Genomic DNA, 19,126 nt, shown 5'->3' on the forward strand with positions numbered 1-19,126 from the left:
GGGCCACCGGCCCGCAGACGAGGGGGCGGGTGGGCAGCCACCGCCCGGCCGCACCCCTCGAGGGGGAGATAGCGGGCCCGAGGCGAAACGCCCCCAAGGCCCCAAACAGCCATGGCACCCGGTCCGGAGCCTGCGCGGTCCCGGACCGGGGCCGGTCAGTGGGCGCCGGCCCGGTCGGGGGATTCGAGGGCGGCGGCGTGGGCGTCCATGCGCTGGGCCGCGAGGATCGCCGCGGCGGTGTCGGCGCGGGACGCGGCGACGAGCAGGGCGCGGGCGGCCAGGTCGTGGGCGCGGCGGTGGAGGGTGCGGGTGTCGGGACCGTCCGCGAGGGCGGGGTGGGCGACGCGGACGGGGTCCGACCCGCGCAGGCGCGAAACCTGGGCTGCGATGCGTACGGCGCCGTCGTCGTCGAGGCCGAGCTCGTCGGTGACGGCGAGCAGCGCGGCCAGGTGACCGGCGAGCTGGATGTCGAGGGCTTCGCCCCGACTGCTCCGCGGGTACCCGGCGGGTTCGGTGCGGCCGGCGTCCACTCGGTGGACGACCGACTTGGCACGGCTCGGTTCGTACATGAGGAAGCCTCCTGCTTGGTCAGGAGGCCATCCTACATTGGAACCGGTCTAAGGTTGAGTCGAATCTTGGTTGAGTGGGAGTGGAGTGGTGCGACCGGAACGGGCGCCCCGAACACCCACCCCCACCCCACCCCCTACGGCTGCCCGTACCCGTCCAGGAAGCGGCCGATCCGGGTGACGGCGTCCGCGAGGTCCTTCGTGTTGGGCAGGGTCACGATGCGGAAGTGGTCGGGCTCCGGCCAGTTGAAGCCCGTACCGTGCACCACCATGATCTTCTCGGCCCGCAGCAGATCGAGGACCATCTGCCGGTCGTCCTTGACCTTGTAGACCGCCGGGTCGAGCTTCGGGAACAGGTACAGCGCGCCCTTCGGCTTCACGCAGGTGATGCCCGGGATCTGGGTCAGCAGGTCGTACGCCGTGTCGCGCTGCTCCAGCAGCCGCCCGCCCGGCAGCACCAGGTCGACGATCGACTGCCGCCCGCCCAGCGCGGTGGCCACGGCGTGCTGCGAGGGCATGTTGGCGCACAGGCGCATGTTGGCCAGGATCGTCAGGCCCTCGATGTACGACGAGGCGTGCTTCTTCGGTCCGCAGACCGCCATCCAGCCCGCCCGGTACCCGGCGACCCGGTAGTTCTTGGACAGGCCGTTGAAGGTCAGCGTCAGCAGGTCGGGCGCGATCGCCGCGGTGTTCGTGTGCGTGGTGCCGTCGTAGAGGATCCGGTCGTAGATCTCGTCGGAGCAGACCACGAGGTTGTGCCGGCGGGCGATGTCCGTCAGCCCGCGCAGCATCTCGTCGTCGTAGACGGCGCCGGTCGGGTTGTTCGGGTTGATGATCACGATCGCGCGCGTGCGGTCGGTGACCTTGCGCTCGATGTCCGCGAGGTCGGGCATCCAGTCGGACTGCTCGTCGCAGCGGTAGTGCACGGCGGTGCCGCCGGCCAGCGAGACCGACGCGGTCCACAGCGGGTAGTCCGGGGCGGGGACCAGTACCTCGTCGCCGTCGTCCAGCAGCGCCTGCATCGACATCTGGATCAGCTCGGAGACGCCGTTGCCGAGGTAGATGTCCTCGACGTCCAGGTGGATGCCCTTGGTCTGATAGTGCTGCATGACCGCGCGCCGCGCCGACAGCAGGCCCTTCGCGTCCCCGTAGCCGTGGGCGTTGCCCAGGTTGCGGAGCATGTCCTCGAGGATCTCCGGCGGGCAGTCGAAGCCGAAGGCCGCGGGGTTGCCGGTGTTCAGCTTGAGGATGCGATGACCTGCCGCTTCGAGCCGCATCGCCTCTTCGAGGACGGGTCCGCGGATCTCGTAGCAGACATTGGCGAGTTTCGTTGACTGGATCACCTGCATGACGGGAGCTTACGGGCCCTGCCGCCCGCCCGCGCGGCCGTTCCGGGGGAATTCCACCGAGCGATATGCCCCACTTCGCGCGATGGAGGGGTGGCGCCCCCGTCCACCCTTTGAAACGGCGGCGCGGCCGCCGTCCGGCCTGCGGAATGGGTGAGGGCGCGGAAGCGCCGGGCCGCCGGTGTTGCGCTCGTCACCCCGCGGCGGCGGGGTCCGTCCGACCTACCCCCGAGTAGGGTCCGGGCCCGCCCCGGCCCTGTGTCGAGGGTCATGGTTTCGGCCAGTGGACCTGGATTGACGGAAAGCTTTCTTTAGGTGAGCCTTACCTTGCTTTCGCGGCCGACGGAGCCGCATCCCCTCATCCCGGAGCCCGCGCATGTCCTCCCCAGCCGCCAGACTCGCCCCCCGCCCCGTCCGCCTCTACGACTCGTGGTGGACCGTCGCGGCGGGGGCCCTCTGTGCGCTGGTCGTCCTGGCGGCGGGCCTGTGGTGCTCGCTGCACATGCAGGCCGACGCGGCCATGCACTCCGCCGCGCTGTTCGCGCACCTCGCCTCGCTGGTGCTGGGCTTCGGTGCGGTGCTCTCCGCCGACTACTACGGTCTGCTGTGGGCCACCGGCCGCTGCGGCCTGGCGGAGGTCGTCGCCGCGACCTCCCGGCTCCACGTACCGATCTGGGCCGGCCTCGGGGGCCTCGTGGTGAGCGGCCTGATGCTCCACCCCGACCTGACCTCCCCGCTGACCATGACCAAGATCGGCCTGGTCGCGCTGCTGACCGTCAACGGCCTCCAGGCCGGCCTCCTGGGCCGCCGCCTCGAAGCAGCCACCGGCGAGGTGGGCCGCGGCCTCCTCCTCTGGGGCGGCGCGACCGCCCTGGTCTCCCAGGCCTGCTGGTGGGGCGCGGTCGTCATCGGCTTCCTCAACACCAACCGCTGACCGAACGCCGGCCCGTTGTCAGTGCCCCCGCCTACCGTGGGTGCATGAAGCCGCTCGCGATCATCTCCGGGGACGCGACGAGTCCGCAGGCCAAGGGCCCCAAGCTGATCGCGCACGTCAGCAACGACATAGGCGGCTGGGGAAAGGGCTTCGTGCTCGCCCTCTCCCGGCGCTGGCCCGAGCCGGAAGCCGAGTTCAGGGCCTGGCACCGCGGCCGCAGCGGCAACGACTTCGGGCTCGGCGCCGTGCAGGTGGTGCGGGTGAAGCCCGACGTCTGGGTGGCCAACATGGTCGGCCAGCGGGGGATACGCACCGGCAGCGGCGGCCCGCCCATCCGCTACGACGCCGTCGAGAGCTGCCTCGTCAAGCTGGCGGACCACGCCCTGGAGCTGGGGGCGAGCGTCCACATGCCCCGCATCGGGTGCGGCCTGGCCGGCGGCAAGTGGTCCCGCATCGAACCGCTGATAACCGAGGCGCTCTGCGCGCGGGACGTGGCGGTGACGGTGTACGACCACGCGTGAGGTGACATGCGGGCCCGGTCGCCGACGACCGGGGCGCGGCGGCGTGGCAGCATCGCCGCATGCGCTTCCGATACGCCACCGAGGCCGACGCGCCCGCCATGGCACGGCTGTTCGCCGCCAACCACCACGACGCCCTCACCGAAGAGCAGCGTGCCGCTCAGGGTTTCGTGCAGGGGGCCTTCGGCCTCGACACCCTGCGCGCCATGGCCCGGGACGGGGAGCTGCTCGTGGCCGACGCCGGGCACGGTCAGGTCGCCGGGCTGCTCGCGCTGTCGGTCGCCGCGGACATGGGCGACCCGCCGGCGGCGGTCCTCGGGCTGCTGCGCGCCCAGCCGGAGCTCGACTGGCGGGGACGTCCGCTGAGCGAGGTGCCGTGGCTGCTGTACGGGCCGGTCGTGGTCGACGCCGCCTTCCGCGGGCACGGCGTGGCCCGGGGCCTGTTCGAGAGGGCGGTCGAGGCCTCGGCCGGGCGCGCCGAGGCGCTGGTCGCCTTCATCGAGGCGGGCAACGCCGCCTCCTGGCGGGTGCACGTCGACGCGTTCGGCATGACCCCGCTCGGCGAGTACGCGGTCGCCGGCCGTACCTACACCGCCGTCGCCACCCCGGCCGAGCGGCCGGCCGCGTAGAGCCCGCCGGGCCCGGAACCCCGGTTCGCGGTTCCGGCCGGGGGCGGCTCCGGACGCGCTCCGGAGGCGGATCGATTCGCCTCCGGCGGGGGCCCGGAGCCCGCCCGTCAGCCCTCCACGATCACCAGGGGCAGCTCCCGGGGCCCCGCGAGCGCCTGGTATTCCTCGTAGGGCGGCCACAGTGCGGTCAGCGCCTCCCAGTACGTCTCCCGCTCGACGGGGTCCGCCGTGCGCGCCCAGGCCGCGAAGGTCCGGGTGCCCACCTGGAGGCGGACCTCCGGGTGCGCGGTCAGGTTCCCGTACCAGGCGGGCCGGCGGGGCCCGCCCGAGTCGGCGGCGACGACCAGGTACCGGCCCTCGTCCTCGGCGTAGACCAGCGGCGTGCGCACCGGCCGGCCCGTGGCGCGGTCGAGGGTGGTCAGGAGCAGGGTCGGGACCCCGTGCCACAGGTGGCCGTCGGTGCCGCCGCTCGCCACGTAGGTCCGTACGTGGTCGAGCCGCGGCCCGGGGTGCGGGTCCGTCGGGTTGTCCCAGTCGACCGGGGAAACCGGGGAGACCGGGGCGGGGGTGCCGGCCGGGGCGGGCGGCATGGCAACAACGTTCATCTGACCTCCGTAGGGCGTCCCCCGGAGCGCTAACGAGCCTTTACCGATTCTGGATGCGCCGGACCCGTAGCGCACGCGCACAGGTCTGGACCAAGCTCGGACCATGGATCTGGAGCTGAGGCACCTCAAGATCGTCAGAGCCGTGGCGGACGCCGGCAGCCTGACCCGCGCCGCCACCGCCCTCGGGCTCGCGCAGCCCGCCCTGAGCGGTCAGCTCAAACGCATCGAGCGGGCCCTGGGCGGCGCACTCTTCGAGCGCGGACGGGACGGCGTACGGACCACCGCGCGCGGCGAACTCGTGCTGGAGCGCGCCCGCGTCCTGCTGCCCGCCCTGTCCGAGCTCCAGGAGGAGGCGGTGCGCTTCGCCCGCGGCGGCGCGGCCGGGTACCGGCTCGGCGGGACCCACGGGCCGCTGCTCGGCGGGCTCGTCGACCGGCTCGCCCACCAGGAACCCGGGGTGCCGGTGACCACGTGCACGTCCTGGTCGGAACGGGAGATCGCCCAGGGCGTGGCCGCCGGGCGGCTGGACTTCGCGCTGGTCGGCGCGTGCGGCGAGAGCGCCCCGCCGGAGCCGGGCCGGCTCGCCTGGCTGGAGGTGGCCCGGGACCCGGTCCACGTGATGCTGGCCGACGACCACCCGCTGGCCCGCCGCGCGGAGATCGAGCTGGCCGAGCTGGCCGCCGAGGCCTGGACCGACGTACCGGGCGACGGCTGCTTCGGGGACTGCTTCGCGGCGGCCTGCGTCCGCGCCGGGTTCACGCCCGCCTGCGTCTACGAGACCGACACCGCGTCCTGCGTGCACCTGGTCCAGGTCGGCCGGGCCGTCGGGCTGTGCCGGGCCACGTTCCCCGCGACCTGCGGGGTGGTGGCCCGGCCGCTCGCCGGGAGCCCGCTCGTGTGGCGGCACCTGCTGGGCTGGCACCCGGCGGCGCCGGCCGCGGCCCGGGCGCCGGGCGTACTGGCGCACGCCCGGGCCGCGCACGCGGAGGCGCTGGCCCGCTCCGCGGGGGGCGCGGGTGGGGGGCGTGCGGCGGGGCCGGCGGTGCGGGAGGCGGCGATGGGGGCCGCCACGTCCTGAGGGGCAGGGCCAGGGGCAGGGGGCAGGGAGCCGGGGTGGTGGGCCGCTGCGCGGGGCCGGGTCCCCTACCCGCCCTTCGCCCGTTCCCCGGGGCGCTGCCCCGGACCCCGTTCCCGGGGGCTCCGCCCCGGACCCCGTTCCCGGGGGCTCCGCCCCAGACCCCCGCGCCTCAAACGCCGGCGAGGCCGGAAGTTGCCGTCCTGCGAGGCGCTCCCGGGCAAGCCGCGGCCCCGGGGGAGGCCCCGGGGTCGTGGTTCGGCAGCCCTGGTCGGGCGGGCGTTACGGGAGGTAGCGCTCGATGACCTGCGGGCCCTCCTTCTCGATCAGCTTCCGCGCCGCTTCGACCCGCTCCGGAGTCGGGTCGTGGCCGGTCGCCATCACCAGGTCCTCGGGGTCGTACGCGCGCTCTCCACCCGTGAAGAGCCGGTCCGACCGGGTGGGCTGCTCGTTGGCTTCACTGTCCATCGGATACCTCCTGCCGTACCCCCCCAGGCCCCCATCCTGATGCCCCCGCCCCATGAACGCACGCCGGGGACCGGACGGGCCCGGCCATAACACCGGGGAAGGGGCCAACCGGCAGCTCCCGTAAGCAGGTTCGGATTCCTACGGTTTCGGTGACCCCCACCGAACCGAGGAGATCCACCATGCTCAAGCGACACGCCCGCGCGGCGTGTACCGCCCTGGCCGCCGCCGGGCTGCTGCTGGCCGGCACCACCGCCGCGGGGGCCGCCACCCCCGCCGGGGACCCGGCCGCCCCGCAGAAGTCCGCGACGGCCACCCTGCGCCCCGGCGACGCGCCCGCCGAGCTGCTCGCCGCCCTCCGGCGCGACCTCGGCCTGACCCCCGCGCAGGCCAGGGACCGCCTCACCCACGAGGCCGAGGCGGGCGCCACCGCCGCCCGGCTGCGCGCCCGGCTCGGCGCCGCCTTCGCAGGGGCCTGGGTCGACGGGGCCGACTCCGCCACCCTGACGGTGGCCACCACCCGCGCCGCCGACGCCGCCGCGATACGCGCGGCCGGGGCGGAGGCGAAGGTCGTCAGCCGCTCCCTCGCCGGCCTGGACGCCGTGAAGGCGGGGCTCGACCGGGCCGCCACCGCCGAGACGCCCGTCCGGTACGTCGACCCGCGCACCAACACCCTCGTCGTCGAGGAGACCCGGCCCGGCGCGGCCGCCGGGCTGCTGGCCGCCACCGGCACCGACCCCGCGCTCGTGACGGTCGTGCGCACCGCCGCCGAGCGGGCCCCGCGCCCGCTGTACGACCTGCGCGGCGGGGACGCGTACTACATGAACGGCCAGGGCCGCTGCTCCGTCGGCTTCCCGGTCACCAAGGGCACCGCCCAGGGCTTCGCCACCGCCGGTCACTGCGGCCGCGTCGGCACCACCACCAGCGGCTTCAACCAGGTCGCCCAGGGCTCGTTCCAGGCGTCGGTGTTCCCGGGCAACGACATGGCGTGGGTCGCCGCCAACACCAGCTGGACCGCCACCCCGTACGTCAAGGGCAGCGGCGGCGCGAACGTCCAGGTCACCGGCTCCGTCCTGCAGCCCGTCGGCTCCTCCGTCTGCCGCTCCGGATCGACCACCGGCTGGCACTGCGGAACCGTCCAGCAGCACAACACCAGCGTCACCTACCCCGAGGGCACCATCTCGGGCGTCACCCGGACCACGGTCTGCGCCGAGCCCGGCGACTCCGGCGGCTCCTACATCTCCGGCAGCCAGGCCCAGGGCGTCACCTCGGGCGGCTCCGGCGACTGCACCAGCGGCGGCACCACCTTCTTCCAGCCGCTGAACCCGATCCTGTCGGCGTACGGCCTGACCCTCAAGGTCACCGGCTCCGACCCGGGCCCCGGCCCCGGCCCCGGCCCCGAGGACCCGCAGCCCGGCGGCACCTGGAAGGCCGGCACCGTCTACGCGGCCGGGGACACCGTCACGTACGGCGGCGCGGCCTACCGCTGCCTCCAGGGCCACCAGGCCCAGACGGGCTGGGAGCCGTCGGTGGTCCCGGCGCTCTGGCAGAAGCTGTAACCCGCGAGCAGGGGGTGCCGTGACGACCAAGGGGGGCGTCGCGGCACCCCCGCCCGCACGCCGCGGCACCCGCGCCTAGACCACCGCGGTCAGGGTGGCGAGGGCGCCGATCGCGGCCAGCGCCCCGCAGATCGACAGGTTGACCACCCGGTGCTCCCAGAACACCGCGACGAACTCGCGCAGCAGGGCGCTCGGCAGGAAGTAGCGGGCCGTCGGCGAGCCGAGGACCTGCCCGTTGACCCCCGTCTTGCGGGCCAGCATCGCGGCGCGGAAGGCGTGGAAGTTGTTGGTGACGACCACGCACCGGTAGCCCGGCTCGTCCGCCAGCATGATCCCCTTCGAGAAGAGCATGTTCTCCTCGGTCGTGGCCGAGTTCTCCTCCAGTCGCACGTGCTCCGCCGGCACGCCCTCGGCGATCAGCCAGTCGGCCATGGCCCGCGCCTCGGAGACCCGCTCGTCGGACCCCTTGCCGCCCGAGGTGAGCAGCACCGGCGGGCGGGAGCCGCGGGCCAGCTGGGCCTCGTAGATCTGCTGCCCCTTGCGCAGCCGGGAGGCCAGCAGCGGCGGCACCCGGTCCCCGCCGATCAGGCCGGAGCCCAGCATGACCACGTGGTCGACGTCCCCGCGGACCTTGATCCGGCCGTAGAGGAAGGCGTAGCCGAGGAAGCACAGGAAGATGAAGGCGACGTAGCCGACGACCAGGGTCAGCGTCGTGGCCATGCCGGTCAGGACGGTGGAGTGGAACATCGGGACGGCGATCAGCAGCGCGATCATCCCGAAGATGCCCAGTCCCGCGAGCATCGACAGCAGGTTGGCCGGGCGCCGGCCCTCCTTGCGGATCATCGTGACGCCGTTGGCGATCAGGAAGCCGCCGATCGCCAGCGTGCCGAGCACGGGCGCGGTGAACGCCAGCGCGAAGATCGCCAGGGCCGCCCACGCGGGCAGGGCCGCCACCTTGAAGAGCAGCGTCGCCGCCAGCGTGATGCAGGTCAGGCCGAGCAGCACGGCGTTGCTGAAGCGGCGGCGGTCCTTGAAGGCGCTCACGCAGAAGGCGAGGAAGAAGACGGCGGGGAGGAGGAAGACGGCCATGGCGTTCATCGTATGTGCAGGCCGTGAACCTCCGAGGGGACCAAAGTCCTACGCCGGGACGGGGGTTCTGCGGACGGCCCGTCCGGCCAGGACGTCCGTCCGCTGCCCGTCCCGCATGACGAACCGTCCGTCGATCAGGACGTGCGGGATGCCCGTCGGCAGGGCGCGCGGCCGCTCGTACGTGGACCCGGCCGCGACCGTGTCCGGGTCGAAGAGGACCAGGTCGGCGCGGAAGCCCTCGCGGACGAGTCCCCGGTCGGGCAGCCGCAGCCGTGCCGCCGGGCGGCCCGACAGGTGGGCCACGCACTCCTCCAGGGTCAGCACGCCCAGCTCGCGCACGTAGTGGCCGAGGTAGTGCGGGAAGGTGCCGTGGGCGCGGGGGTGCGGCTTCGCGCCGTGCAGGATGCCGTCGGAGCCGCCGGTGTGGACGGGGTGGCGCATGATCGCCCGGACGTTCTCCTCGTGGCCCACGTGCTGGAGGACGGTCGGCCCGAGCCGGTCGCCGATCAGCAGCCGCCGCGCGGTGTCCCAGCCGTCGAGGCGGGTGCCGACGTGGCCGCCGTACGCGGGGTCGTTCGTCCCGGAGACCTCCACGGTCGCCCAGTCCACCGGTACGCCGTGGCAGCCGTCGGAGCCCTCCACCTCCAGCGCGTACCGGATCCGCCGGGCGGTGTCCTCGTCGCGCAGCCGCGCCAGCAGGGCCTCGGGGCCGCCCTCGTGAGCCCAGCCGGGGAGCAGCGCGGCGAGGGTGGTGCAGCCGGGGGTGTACGGGTAGCTGTCGAGGGTGACGTCGGCGCCGTCGGCGAGGGCCGCGTCGAGGAGGGCCAGCAGTTCGGGGGCCCGGCCCCGGTTCTCGCGGAAGTTCATGGTGGCGTGGGCCAGGTGCAGGGCGCAGCCGGCCTCGCGGGTGAGGGTGAGCATCTCGGCGTACGCGGCGAGCGCGCCGCGCCCGTACGAGCGGTGGTGCGGGCAGTAGTAGCCGCCGTACCGGGCCACGACCTCGCACAGTTCGGTGAGTTCGGAGCCGGTGGCGTACATGCCGGGGGTGTAGGTGAGCCCGGAGGACAGGCCGACGGCGCCCTGTTCCAGGCCCTCGGCGACGAGCAGGCGCATCCGGTCGAGTTCGGCGGGGGTGGCGGGGCGGTCGTCCCAGCCGAGGGCGTACGCGCGGACGGTGCCCTGCGGGACGAGGTAGGCGGCGTTGACGGCGGTGCCGTGGCCGCCGTGGGCGCGGTCGAGCCGGTCGAGGTACTCGCCGACGGTCCGCCAGTCGAAGTCGACGTCGTCGCCGGGGCCGTTCCAGCCGGCGATGGCGGTGCGTACGCCGGCCAGGGTCGGTTCGTCGGCGGGCGCGTAGGACAGGCCGTCCTGGCCGAGGACTTCGAGGGTGACGCCCTGGGCGGCCTTGGCCGAGTGGTCCGGGTCGCGGAGCAGCGCGAGGTCGCTGTGGGCGTGCATGTCCGTGAACCCGGGGGCCAGGGCCAGCCCGTGGGCGTCGAGGGTCTCCCGTCCGCCGGACGGGATCCGGCCGATGGCGGCGATCCGGCCCTCGTGCACGGCGACGTCCGCGGTGTACGAGGGCCCGCCCGTGCCGTCGACGACACGGGCGCCCCGGATGACGAGGTCCACGGCTAGAAGAAGGTGCGGACGTAGTCGCCGACCCTGCCGTCGGCCCCGACGACCGGGATCAGCGGCCACTTCTCGAAGATGGTGCAGGGGTGCGACATGCCGAGCGCCACCCAGTCGCCGACCTGGAGGTCCTCGGCGGAGCCGGTCTCCAGCCAGGCGTGCTGGTCGGAGAGCTTGACGACGCGGATGCCGGTGGCGGGGCGTTCGGTGCCGTCGAGGGCGTCGCGTACCAGTTCGGCCTCGGGCAGGCCGAGGTCGTAGGCGATGTCGCGCTTGCCGGCGTTGACGAAGGCCTGGGTGGGGGAGGGGCGGGAGACGACCTGCGTCCAGAGCCGGAAGGCGGGGCGCAGTCCGCCCTCCGCGGGGACCCGGTTGAAGGGGGTCAGGCGGCCGTACCAGCCGTGGTCGTGGGAGACGTACGCACCGGAGCGCAGCAGCTTCAGCACGGGCCGGGACAGCTCGGGCAGTTCCGCGAACACGTCGGCGACGGCGTCGAACCAGGCGGAGCCGCCGGCGCTGACGACGATCTCCTCGACGTCGGTGCCGAACCGCCCGGCCTTGTCGAACTCGGCGGCGAGTCCGGTGAGCCGGCGCAGCCAGGCGTGGACCTTCTCCGGGTCGGCGTCGGGCACCTCGGCCTCGTAGCCGGCGATGCCGACGAGGCGGAGGGCGCCGGTGGCGGCGACGGCGTCGGCGACGGCCCGGCAGTCCTCGTCGGTACGGGCCCCCGTGCGCGCCCCCTCGCCGGCGCCGAGCTCGACGACGACGTCGATGCGGGCGCCCTGGCCCTGGAGGGCCCGGTCCATGAGCTGGACCCCGCGCACGGAGTCGACGTAGCAGACGAACCGGAAGCCGGGGTCGGCGACGAGCTCCGCGGCGACCCAGCGCAGGGCGGCGGGGTCGACGAGCTCGTTGGCGAGGAAGATCCGCGGGATCCCGAAGGCGCGGTAGACGCGGGCCTGGTGGGGGACGGCGGCGGTGATGCCCCAGGCGCCGTGGGCGAGCTGGCGCTCGAACAGCTGGGGGGCCATGCAGGTCTTGCCGTGGGGCGCGAAGGCGAGGCCGTGGCGGGCGGAGTACTCGCCGAGGGCCGTGAGGTTGTGTTCGAGCGCGTCGGCGTCGAGGGTCAGGACGGGGGTGGTGAACCCGCCGGTGTACAGGTCCCGCCCCTGCGCGGCGAGCTCCCCGACGGTGAGGCCGGCCGCCTGGGCGTCCGGGGGCAGGCCCTTGAACCGGTGGTCGACCGGTTCGTCGGCGAGCCGGCGGACTGCGTCGCTGGCCATGGGGTCCTCCTGGGGGTGGTGCGGTCGCGCTGCGCGTGCTGCCTGTGGTCTACACCGGGGGAGGACGAGGGGTCAACGCCCCCCGGTTCCGCCCGGGGGCGCGCCCGGCCGCTGCGCGGGGCCGTCCCCTACCCGCCCTTCAACCGTTCTCGCCTCAATCGCCGGCGGGGCGGGAGAACCGGCGCTGCGCGCCGGTGCGCTCAAACGCCGCGCGGGCTGGATTCCGCGCAGCGAAATTCCAGCCCCGCCTGGGGGCACCTCCCAGCGGTAGCTGGGGGAGTTTGAGGCGCGGGGTCCGGGGCGGAGCCCCGGGGAACGGGCGAAGGGCGGGTAGGGGACCTCGCCCCGCGCAGCGGCGCACCCCCGCGGCCCGGGAGTTGCCCGCGCGGCGGACGGTAGCCCGTCCTCGCGAACCGGTTGAGGGGGCGTCACGCGGGGGCTTCCCCGCTGACACCATCAGCGGGGGGAAACACCCCCGGTACCGATACGAACGCAGAGGACCCCGCCGTGAGCGAGAAGACCGCCGTCACCCCCGAGTCGCACCCCGCCCCGCCCGCCAAGTTCTCGCACGGCGTCCGCAAGGGCAACATCCTCCAGGTCGCCGGCCAGGTCGGTTACCTGCCGCACGTCGAGGGGCAGCCGCCCACCACCGCCGGGCCGACGCTGCGCGAGCAGACCCTCCAGACGCTGGAGAACGTCCGCTCCGTGCTGGAGGCCGGCGACGCGTCCTGGGACGACGTGGTGATGATCCGCGTCTACCTGACCGACACCGGCCACTTCGCCGAGATGAACGAGATCTACAACGCCTACTTCGACGAGCAGGGCGTGAAGGTTCCCGCCGCCCGCACCACGGTGTACGTGGGCCTGCCCGCCGGGCTGCTGGTCGAGATCGACGCCCTGGCGGTGCTCGGCTGACGCCGGACCCGCCAAAGGGGCGCCCCCCTGGCGGTGGGGCGCCCCGGCTCGGCGGTGCGTGCCGGCACTGCGCGTCACGCGTCGCGCGCTACGCGCAGTACTGGGCTTCCTTGCCGATCGAGCGGTACATGCAGTCGGCGTTCTCCAGCAGCTGGAGCACCGCTTCCTTGTTGCGCGCCGTCTCGCGGTCGATGACCTCGTCGGGCGGGTAGAAGCCGCCGCCGCCGTTCGCCGGGTACATCTCGAAGGTGTAGGCGAAGATCTTCTGGTTGCCCCACAGCCAGTCGTCGATCGTGCCGTCGGTGATGTACAGGTCGCTCGACTGTTCGGGCGTGTAGCCGTTGCTGGCGGCCATGCTCGTGCCGATCTTCTTGTACACGGCGAGGTCGTCGGCCGTCAGGCCCGGCGCGGTGTCGTTGTAGGTGTAGCCGAACGGCCACAGCACCAGTTCGCTGTACGTGTGGAAGTCGATGGCGGCGGTGATCTGCTGCTTGCCGCCGACCACACGGGTGCGGACGAAGTCGGAGACGGCCTTCACCTCGGGTGCGGAGGCCGCGGCCGGTCCGCGGTAGGTCTCGGAGCTCTTGCTGCTGCTGGAGCCGCCGCAGCAGCCCCACTTGTAGTCCCAGTTGCGGTTCTCGTCGGTGCCGACGTAGGAGGAGCCGCTGTTGGGCTGGCGGTTCTTGCGCCAGGAGCGGTAGGAGCCGGTGGCGATGTCGTACTCGCCGCCGTCCGGGTTGAGGTCCGGGATGATCCAGATCTCGCGCTGGTTGACCATGTTCGTGATCCGGCTCTCGGTGCCGTACTTGGAGCCGAACTCCTTGAGCAGGTACAGGGCCATTTCCACGGTCAGGTGCTCGCGGGCGTGCTGGTGGGCCGTGAAGAGGACCTCGGGTTCGGCCTCGTCCGTGCCGACGTTGTCGCTGATCTTGATGGCGATGAGGTCGCGGCCCTCGTACGACTTCCCGATGACCTGCTTGCTCATGATCCCGGGGTACTGGGCGATGCGCTGGTCGATCTCGGCCTTGGCCTCGGCGTAGTTGTGGTACCTGGAGTCGGCCGAGGGGAAGTCCATCGGTGACGCCGCGACGCCGCGCTCGCCGCGGTCCGGCGGGCCGGGCAGCGGGGTCAGCGCGTACCCGAGCGCGCGCAGGCTCCGGGCCTGCATGGGGTCGGCGCTGACCACGACCGAGCGGGCGTCCACCTCGTCGATCGAGGCCCCGGTGCGCAGCAGGGCCGTGCGTTCGGCGGCCGTGGAGGGGCCCTGGATCTCGTACTGGGCGATGGCCTCGTCCTGCGTCGCCGTGGACGGGGTGGGCGGCGGTGCTGCCGTCGCGCTCATGCCGTAGGCGGGTGCGCCGAGCGCGAGCGCCAGCAGGGCCGCCGTGACGGCGGCCCTCCGGCGGGTGTGGAGCCGCATGCGTTCTCCTGGGTGGGAGTGTGGGGGGAGCCGTGCGGACGCGCACAGCGTGCTCTTGTGGCATGTCCCGGTCAATAGCCCCGGGGGTATCCGGCGGGCTCACCGGACCGAATCAGCCACCCCCACACCTCTACCGCCTACGGCAGCCCGTGGACCTTGGGACCCACCGCGTTGGACCAGGTGCTACCCGCCTTGGCGTCCCAGTTGGTCGACCAGGTCATCGCCCCGCGCAGCGAGGGGTAGGTCTTCGACGGCTTGAAGGACCCGCAGTTCGTGCCCCTGGCCAGGCAGTCCAGGGCGTTGTTCACGACGGTCGGGGAGACGTAGCCGCTGCCGGCCCCGCTCGGCGAGGCGGGGACGCCGATGCCCACCTGGGAGGGGTCGAGGCCGCCCTCCAGCTGGATGCAGGCCAGCGCCGTCAGGAAGTCCACCGAGCCCTGGGAGTAGACCTTGCCGTCGCAGCCGTTCATCGCGCCGCTGTTGTAGTACTGCATGTTCACGACCGTCAGGATGTCCTTCACGGCCAGCGCGGTCTTGAAGTACCCGCCCTGCGTGGACTGCATGTCGATGGTCTGCGGGGCCATGGTCAGGACCAGGGAGGGGCCCGCCTTCGCCGACAGGGCGCGCAGCGCCTGCGTCATGTAGGTCGGGTTGAGGCCGTTCTCCAGGTCGATGTCGATCCCGCTGAAGCCGTACTCCTGCATCAGGGCCCAGGCGGAGTTGGCCAGATTCGTCGCGGAGGCGGAGTCGTTGACCGAGATCGTGCCCTTCTCGCCGCCGATGGAGAGGATGACCGACTTGCCGGCCGCCTTCTTGGCGGCGACGTCGGCCTTGAACTGGGCCACGGTGTAGCCGCCGAGGCCGGCCGAGTCGAGGTTGAAGGCGATGGCGCCGGGCGTGGTCGTGGCGTCGGCGAAGGAGACCGCGATGATGTCGTACTGCGCGGAGACGTCGGAGAGCTTCTGGACGGTCGCGCCGTTGTTGAAGTTCTGCCAGTACCCGGTCAGCGCGTGCCTGGGCACCGACGGGTTCGGGTTCGGGCCGCCGCCCCCGGTGGTGGTGCCGGTGACGGGTGCCGACTTGGGGCCCTCGCCCGCCGCGTTGTACGCGCTCACCTGGAAGGAGTACGAGGTGCTCGGCGCGAGGCCGGTGACGGGCGTGGAGGTGTTCGCCACCGTCTGGACGCGCACGCCGTCCTGATAGACGTGGTAGCCGCCCGCCCCGCTGACCGCGTTCCACGAAAGGGTGAGCCCGTTCTGGCCCTGGCCGGAAACGACGGCCCCGGCGGGCGCGCCCGGAAGGCCCGGCCCGGGGTCGGTGGGGCCGCCGCCGTCCGGGCCGAAGACGCTGAACTCGTCGACGGCGTAGGTCGGCTGGCCGTACCAGCCGTGGGTGTAGACGGTGACCTGGGTGGTGTTCGGCCCGGTGGTGAAGGTGGTCGACAGCTTCTGCCAGCCGCCGCCCGAGCCCGGGGTCCAGGTGGAGACGTCCTGGGTCCCGGTGCCGGTGGCGCCCAGGTAGACGTACGAGCCCTGCACCTGGGCGCTGAGCGTGTACGTGGAATTCGGCTTGACCGTGACGGTCTGGCCGCAGCGGGCGTTGTCCGAGCCCGCCGGGGTGGCCTTCAGGGCGCCCGCCCCGGCGTAGACGGGTGAGGAGACGGAAGCGCCGCTGCCGTTGGAGCAGGACCAGTTGGCGAGGCCCGACTCGAAGCCGCCGTTGCGGACGACGTTGACGTCGGCGGCCTGGGCGGGTCCCGCCGCGAGGGCGGTGAGGCCGCCGGCGGCGAGGGTGGCGGCGAGTGGCAGGGCGAGGGAGCGTATGCGGTTCACGTGGGCTCCGTGGGGGGAGGAAGGGGAGGAGGGGGAGGGGGAGCTGTGAGGGGAGTGGGGGTCCCCGGGACCGAAAGCCGGCGCCAGCCAAGTTGGTCCAGACCAATCCCAGTGTCAAGAGTGTTTGCAATGTGGCTTGAAACGGACCCGGTCCCGATCCCTGTTGTCCGGGTTTCCCGCCTCCTGTGACATGTGCTTCCGGCACGGGAATCTCCAAGCCCCTGCCCTGCCAGGGGCGTCGCGGATATGGTGCACGGGCAAGGGGGAAGGGCGCCGATCGTTTGCGGTCGCGCAGCATGCGCGCGTGCGCAGGTCCGGCCGTCGGCCGGGCGAACGGACGCCGCGCGGAGGGTGAACGGGGGGATTCGCGTGCCGACCGCCATCGCTGTCACCAGTGCCGATCTGGTGCTGCCGGCCCCCGACCGGCACACCCCCGGCGCCGCCGTACTGCACCCGCCCGCCGAAGCCGGGCTGGAGGCCTCCCTCGCCGCGGCCGGCACCCTGCTGGAGCGGCACGGCCACCTCGTGGCCGTCGTACCGTCCTGGCTGCCCCCGGCCACCGCACACCGCCTGCGCACCGTGCGCGCCATCCTGGAGACCGACCGGATCGCGCTCGTCGACACCGACCTCCCGCCGCTGGGCACCGCCGTGCTGGTGCGTCAGCTGCGCCAGCTCACCGTCTGCGACTTCAGCCCCGGCGTGATCGCCTCCGCCGCCCGGCTGCTGTCCCACTACGTCTACGCGGGAGCCCTGCTGGGCTCCGTCGCCAAGCTCGACCGGATCCCGGTCGGCCTCAAGGCACACGCCCGCTCCTGGTCGCCCAGCGCCCAGTTCGCCGTACTCGCCCACCCGTCGCCGCACCTGGCCCGGCTCGGCCCCGCCGCCACCGGCGTGATCCCGCCCGGCCCCGCCTTCGCCACCCACCTCACCTTCGCGCGCGGCCAGCTGTCCTCCGACTGGGTCGCCGCCGAACTGGCCCCCGCCTGGCAGGTGCAGGGCGTCATGGAGAACCCGCTGCCCGCCGACTCCGCCCGCTGGTGGGCCACCCCCAGGCTCGTCGAGTTCGCCGCCGCCATCCCCGACGTCTCCGTGCTCCACCAGCTGGTCTCCTCGGTGCGCCGCGAGGAGTGCGGCTGGTGCGGCTTCGAGCTCATCGGCGACCGCTGCGGCTTCTGCGCCGCCCCCCTGGCCGCACCCCCGCCCGAGGTGCCCGCCGCCCGATCGAGAACCGGATCCTGACCGCCCGAACGAACGAAGAACGGCGAGGTAGTACGGCTCATGAACTCACGCCAGCGCCGCGGCGTCATCCTGCTCCTGCTGTCGGTCCTGTGCGCCCTCGCCGCCTTCGCCGGGGTCCTCGTCGTCATCGGCGACGTCAACTCCAAGGTCGGGGCCGAGGTCGTCGCGTACCGCGTCAAGAGCGACATCGCACCGTACAGCTCCCTGACGGCCGGCCAGTTCGAAGAGGTGAAGGTCCCCAGGCGCTGGCTCTCCGACACCGCCGTCGACGACCTCGGCGCGCTCCGCGGCAAGATCGCGCTCACCACCCTGAAGAAGGGCTCCCTGCTCCAGAGCGACATGTTCGTCGACAAGCCGCAGCTCCAGGCGGGTGAGCAGGAGATCGCCATCATGATCGACGCGGCCACCGGCGTCGCCGGCAAGATCACCTCGGGTGCGAAGGTCAACATCATCGCCACCTTCAAGGGCGCCAAGGAGACCGACCCCTCCCGCTCGGTCATCATCGTCGCCAACGCCCGCGTCCTCGGCGTCGGCAAGCTCACCGCCCTCGAGAAGGACGGCGACCGCAAGGGCCCCGCCGAGGCCGTCCCGATCACCTTCGCCCTGAACACGAAGGACACCCAGCGCGTCGCCTACGCCGAGTCCTTCGCGGAGCACGTCCGGCTGGCCCTGGTGGCCCCCGGAACCGACTCGGCCCCCAGCACGGCCGACCGCACGTACACCCTCGACGGGGACAAGTGAGGCGCCGATGACCACTCGAATCCTCCCCGCGGCCGGCGACCCGGACGCCGCCCGCTCCATCACGGCCCTGCTCAGCCAGCTGCCCGACGCCGAGCCCGCCCCTCCCGTCCCCGACTCCACCTCCCTCCTCGACATGCTCGGCCGCATGGCCGCCGAGTCCGTCGACGAACTCCCCGAGGTCGTCCTCGTCCACGAGCGGATCGGCCCCGTCCCCGCCCTGGAACTCATCCGCGAGGTCGCCCTGCGCTTCCCGGCCGTGGGCGTCGTCCTGCTCTCCTCCGACGCCGGCCCCGGACTGTTCTCCGCCGCCATGGACTCCGGCGCGCGCGGCCTGGTCGCCCTGCCCCTCTCGTACGAGGAGCTCAGCGCCCGCGTCCAGGCCGCCGCCCTGTGGGCCGTCGGCGTACGCCGCCACCTGGGCGGCGGGGCGGAGGCCTTCACCGGCCCGGGCGGCCGGGTCGTCACCGTCAGCGGGGCCAAGGGCGGGGTCGGCACCACCTTCACCGCCGTCCAGTTCGCCCTCGCCGCGGCCGCCTCGGGCCGGCGCACGGCCCTCGTCGACCTCGACCTCCAGGCCGGGGACGTCGGCTCCTACCTCGACGTGCAGTTCCGCCGCTCCATCGCCGACCTCGCCGGCATCCAGGACATCTCCCCCCGCGTCCTCCAGGACGCCGTCTACGAGGACCGCACCGGGCTGGCGCTGCTGCTCGCCCCGGCGGAGGGTGAGCGCGGCGAGGAGGTCGACGAACGCGCCGCCCGCCAGGTCATCGGCGCCCTGCGCGCCCGCTACGAGCTCGTCGTCGTCGACTGCGGCACCCAGGTCACCGGAGCCAACGCCGCCGCCGTGGAACAGGCCGACACGGCGGTCCTGGTCACCACCCCCGACGTGGTCTCCGTACGCGCGGCCAAGCGGATGGTCCGGATGTGGGAGCGGCTCCAGGTGCGCAAGGCCGAGGACACCGCGGTGGTCGTCAACCGCTGGAGCAAGCACACCGAGATACAGCCCTCGCTGATCGAGAAGATCACCAAGACCCGGCCGGTCCGCACGCCGGTCCCCGCCGCCTTCAAGGAACTCCAGGCCGTGGTGGACGCGGGCCGGGTCCAGGACCTCGACAACCGCTCGACGGTGAAACAGGCCCTGTGGGCGGTGGCCGGCGAGCTGGGCCTGCTCTCGGCACCGGACAGGGCACCGGTCCCGGCGCAGCCGGGCTCGGGCTCGGCCCTCGCCGTCCGGGCGGCCGGCCCGGTGGCCCGGCTGCGGCGCGGCCGGGAGGGCTGACG

The 19,126-nt window shown here is 73.5% G+C and carries 18 protein-coding genes; 9 read left to right on the forward strand and 9 right to left on the reverse strand.

Annotation, left to right across the window (positions count from 1 at the left end; translation table 11 throughout):
- Nucleotides 1-155: 155 nt before the first annotated feature.
- Nucleotides 156-569, reverse strand: coding sequence for a hypothetical protein (locus D1J60_RS22305; protein ID WP_125822282.1), 414 nt, complete (start codon nt 567-569; stop codon nt 156-158).
- A gap of 134 nt (nt 570-703) precedes the next feature.
- Entirely contained in the window at nt 704-1,915 is a 1,212-nt protein-coding gene (locus tag D1J60_RS22310) for a pyridoxal phosphate-dependent aminotransferase (RefSeq protein ID WP_125822283.1), read from the reverse strand.
- Between the two features lie 373 nt (nt 1,916-2,288).
- Between D1J60_RS22310 and D1J60_RS22315 the strand changes: the two genes are divergently transcribed.
- From D1J60_RS22315 to D1J60_RS22325, 3 genes are read left to right on the forward strand one after another with little or no spacing between them, the layout of a single operon-like run.
- Nucleotides 2,289-2,846, forward strand: coding sequence for a hypothetical protein (locus tag D1J60_RS22315; protein WP_185899786.1), 558 nt, complete (start codon nt 2,289-2,291; stop codon nt 2,844-2,846).
- 44 nt (nt 2,847-2,890) lie between these two features.
- Nucleotides 2,891-3,367 carry a macro domain-containing protein gene (locus tag D1J60_RS22320; RefSeq protein WP_125822284.1) on the forward strand — a complete coding sequence of 159 codons (477 nt, stop codon included), beginning with the start codon at nt 2,891-2,893 and terminating at the stop codon, nt 3,365-3,367.
- Nucleotides 3,368-3,426: 59 nt separating this feature from the next.
- On the forward strand, nt 3,427-3,993 hold the full coding sequence (locus tag D1J60_RS22325; protein WP_125604768.1) for a GNAT family N-acetyltransferase: 567 nt from the start codon (nt 3,427-3,429) through the stop codon (nt 3,991-3,993).
- Between the two features lie 107 nt (nt 3,994-4,100).
- Here the strand turns inward: D1J60_RS22325 and D1J60_RS22330 are convergent, their stop codons facing one another.
- Complete coding sequence (locus D1J60_RS22330) at nt 4,101-4,598, reverse strand: nitroreductase family deazaflavin-dependent oxidoreductase (protein WP_125822285.1); 498 nt, start codon at nt 4,596-4,598, stop codon at nt 4,101-4,103.
- A gap of 103 nt (nt 4,599-4,701) precedes the next feature.
- Here D1J60_RS22330 and D1J60_RS22335 point away from each other — a divergent pair, with 103 nt between their 5' ends.
- Nucleotides 4,702-5,676: a LysR family transcriptional regulator gene (locus D1J60_RS22335; RefSeq protein ID WP_125822286.1), complete on the forward strand. Its 975-nt coding sequence runs from the start codon at nt 4,702-4,704 to the stop codon at nt 5,674-5,676.
- A 279-nt stretch (nt 5,677-5,955) separates the two neighbouring features.
- Here D1J60_RS22335 and D1J60_RS22340 read toward each other — a convergent pair whose 3' ends face one another.
- Complete coding sequence (locus tag D1J60_RS22340; protein ID WP_007266193.1) at nt 5,956-6,141, reverse strand: hypothetical protein; 186 nt, start codon at nt 6,139-6,141, stop codon at nt 5,956-5,958.
- 179 nt (nt 6,142-6,320) lie between these two features.
- On the opposite strand from D1J60_RS22340, the gene D1J60_RS22345 reads away from it, so the two are divergent.
- The gene (locus tag D1J60_RS22345) at nt 6,321-7,697 is read left to right on the forward strand and encodes a carbohydrate-binding protein (protein ID WP_125822287.1); all 1,377 of its coding nucleotides are present in this window, start codon (nt 6,321-6,323) and stop codon (nt 7,695-7,697) included.
- Between the two features lie 75 nt (nt 7,698-7,772).
- Here the strand turns inward: D1J60_RS22345 and D1J60_RS22350 are convergent, their stop codons facing one another.
- From D1J60_RS22350 to D1J60_RS22360, 3 genes are read right to left on the reverse strand one after another with little or no spacing between them, the layout of a single operon-like run.
- Entirely contained in the window at nt 7,773-8,786 is a 1,014-nt protein-coding gene (locus tag D1J60_RS22350) for a YdcF family protein (protein ID WP_125603978.1), read from the reverse strand.
- A gap of 48 nt (nt 8,787-8,834) precedes the next feature.
- Nucleotides 8,835-10,415 (reverse strand): D-aminoacylase, encoded by a 1,581-nt coding sequence (locus tag D1J60_RS22355; protein WP_125822288.1) that lies wholly within the window; start codon nt 10,413-10,415, stop codon nt 8,835-8,837.
- A 2-nt stretch (nt 10,416-10,417) separates the two neighbouring features.
- The gene (locus D1J60_RS22360; protein ID WP_125822289.1) at nt 10,418-11,698 is read right to left on the reverse strand and encodes an amino acid deaminase; all 1,281 of its coding nucleotides are present in this window, start codon (nt 11,696-11,698) and stop codon (nt 10,418-10,420) included.
- Nucleotides 11,699-12,205: 507 nt separating this feature from the next.
- On the opposite strand from D1J60_RS22360, the gene D1J60_RS22365 reads away from it, so the two are divergent.
- Nucleotides 12,206-12,613, forward strand: coding sequence for a RidA family protein (locus D1J60_RS22365; protein ID WP_125822290.1), 408 nt, complete (start codon nt 12,206-12,208; stop codon nt 12,611-12,613).
- Between the two features lie 88 nt (nt 12,614-12,701).
- Here D1J60_RS22365 and D1J60_RS22370 read toward each other — a convergent pair whose 3' ends face one another.
- Together D1J60_RS22370 and D1J60_RS22375 are read right to left on the reverse strand one after the other, a co-directional pair.
- Nucleotides 12,702-14,033: a M14 family metallopeptidase gene (locus D1J60_RS22370; protein WP_125605074.1), complete on the reverse strand. Its 1,332-nt coding sequence runs from the start codon at nt 14,031-14,033 to the stop codon at nt 12,702-12,704.
- A gap of 137 nt (nt 14,034-14,170) precedes the next feature.
- Nucleotides 14,171-15,865: a glycoside hydrolase family 18 protein gene (locus D1J60_RS22375; protein ID WP_164720945.1), complete on the reverse strand. Its 1,695-nt coding sequence runs from the start codon at nt 15,863-15,865 to the stop codon at nt 14,171-14,173.
- A 369-nt stretch (nt 15,866-16,234) separates the two neighbouring features.
- Between D1J60_RS22375 and D1J60_RS22380 the strand changes: the two genes are divergently transcribed.
- Genes D1J60_RS22380 through D1J60_RS22390 form a run of 3 tightly spaced genes read left to right on the forward strand, consistent with a single transcriptional unit; the run spans nt 16,235 to nt 19,124 of the window.
- On the forward strand, nt 16,235-17,104 hold the full coding sequence (locus D1J60_RS22380; protein ID WP_241253363.1) for a hypothetical protein: 870 nt from the start codon (nt 16,235-16,237) through the stop codon (nt 17,102-17,104).
- 39 nt (nt 17,105-17,143) lie between these two features.
- Nucleotides 17,144-17,845, forward strand: coding sequence for a Flp pilus assembly protein CpaB (cpaB, locus tag D1J60_RS22385; protein ID WP_125822292.1), 702 nt, complete (start codon nt 17,144-17,146; stop codon nt 17,843-17,845).
- 7 nt (nt 17,846-17,852) lie between these two features.
- Entirely contained in the window at nt 17,853-19,124 is a 1,272-nt protein-coding gene (locus D1J60_RS22390; RefSeq protein WP_125822293.1) for an AAA family ATPase, read from the forward strand.
- Nucleotides 19,125-19,126 lie beyond the last annotated feature (2 nt).

Source organism: Streptomyces sp. W1SF4 (assembly GCF_003950035.1).
Classification (GTDB): Bacteria; Actinomycetota; Actinomycetes; order Streptomycetales; family Streptomycetaceae; genus Streptomyces; species Streptomyces racemochromogenes.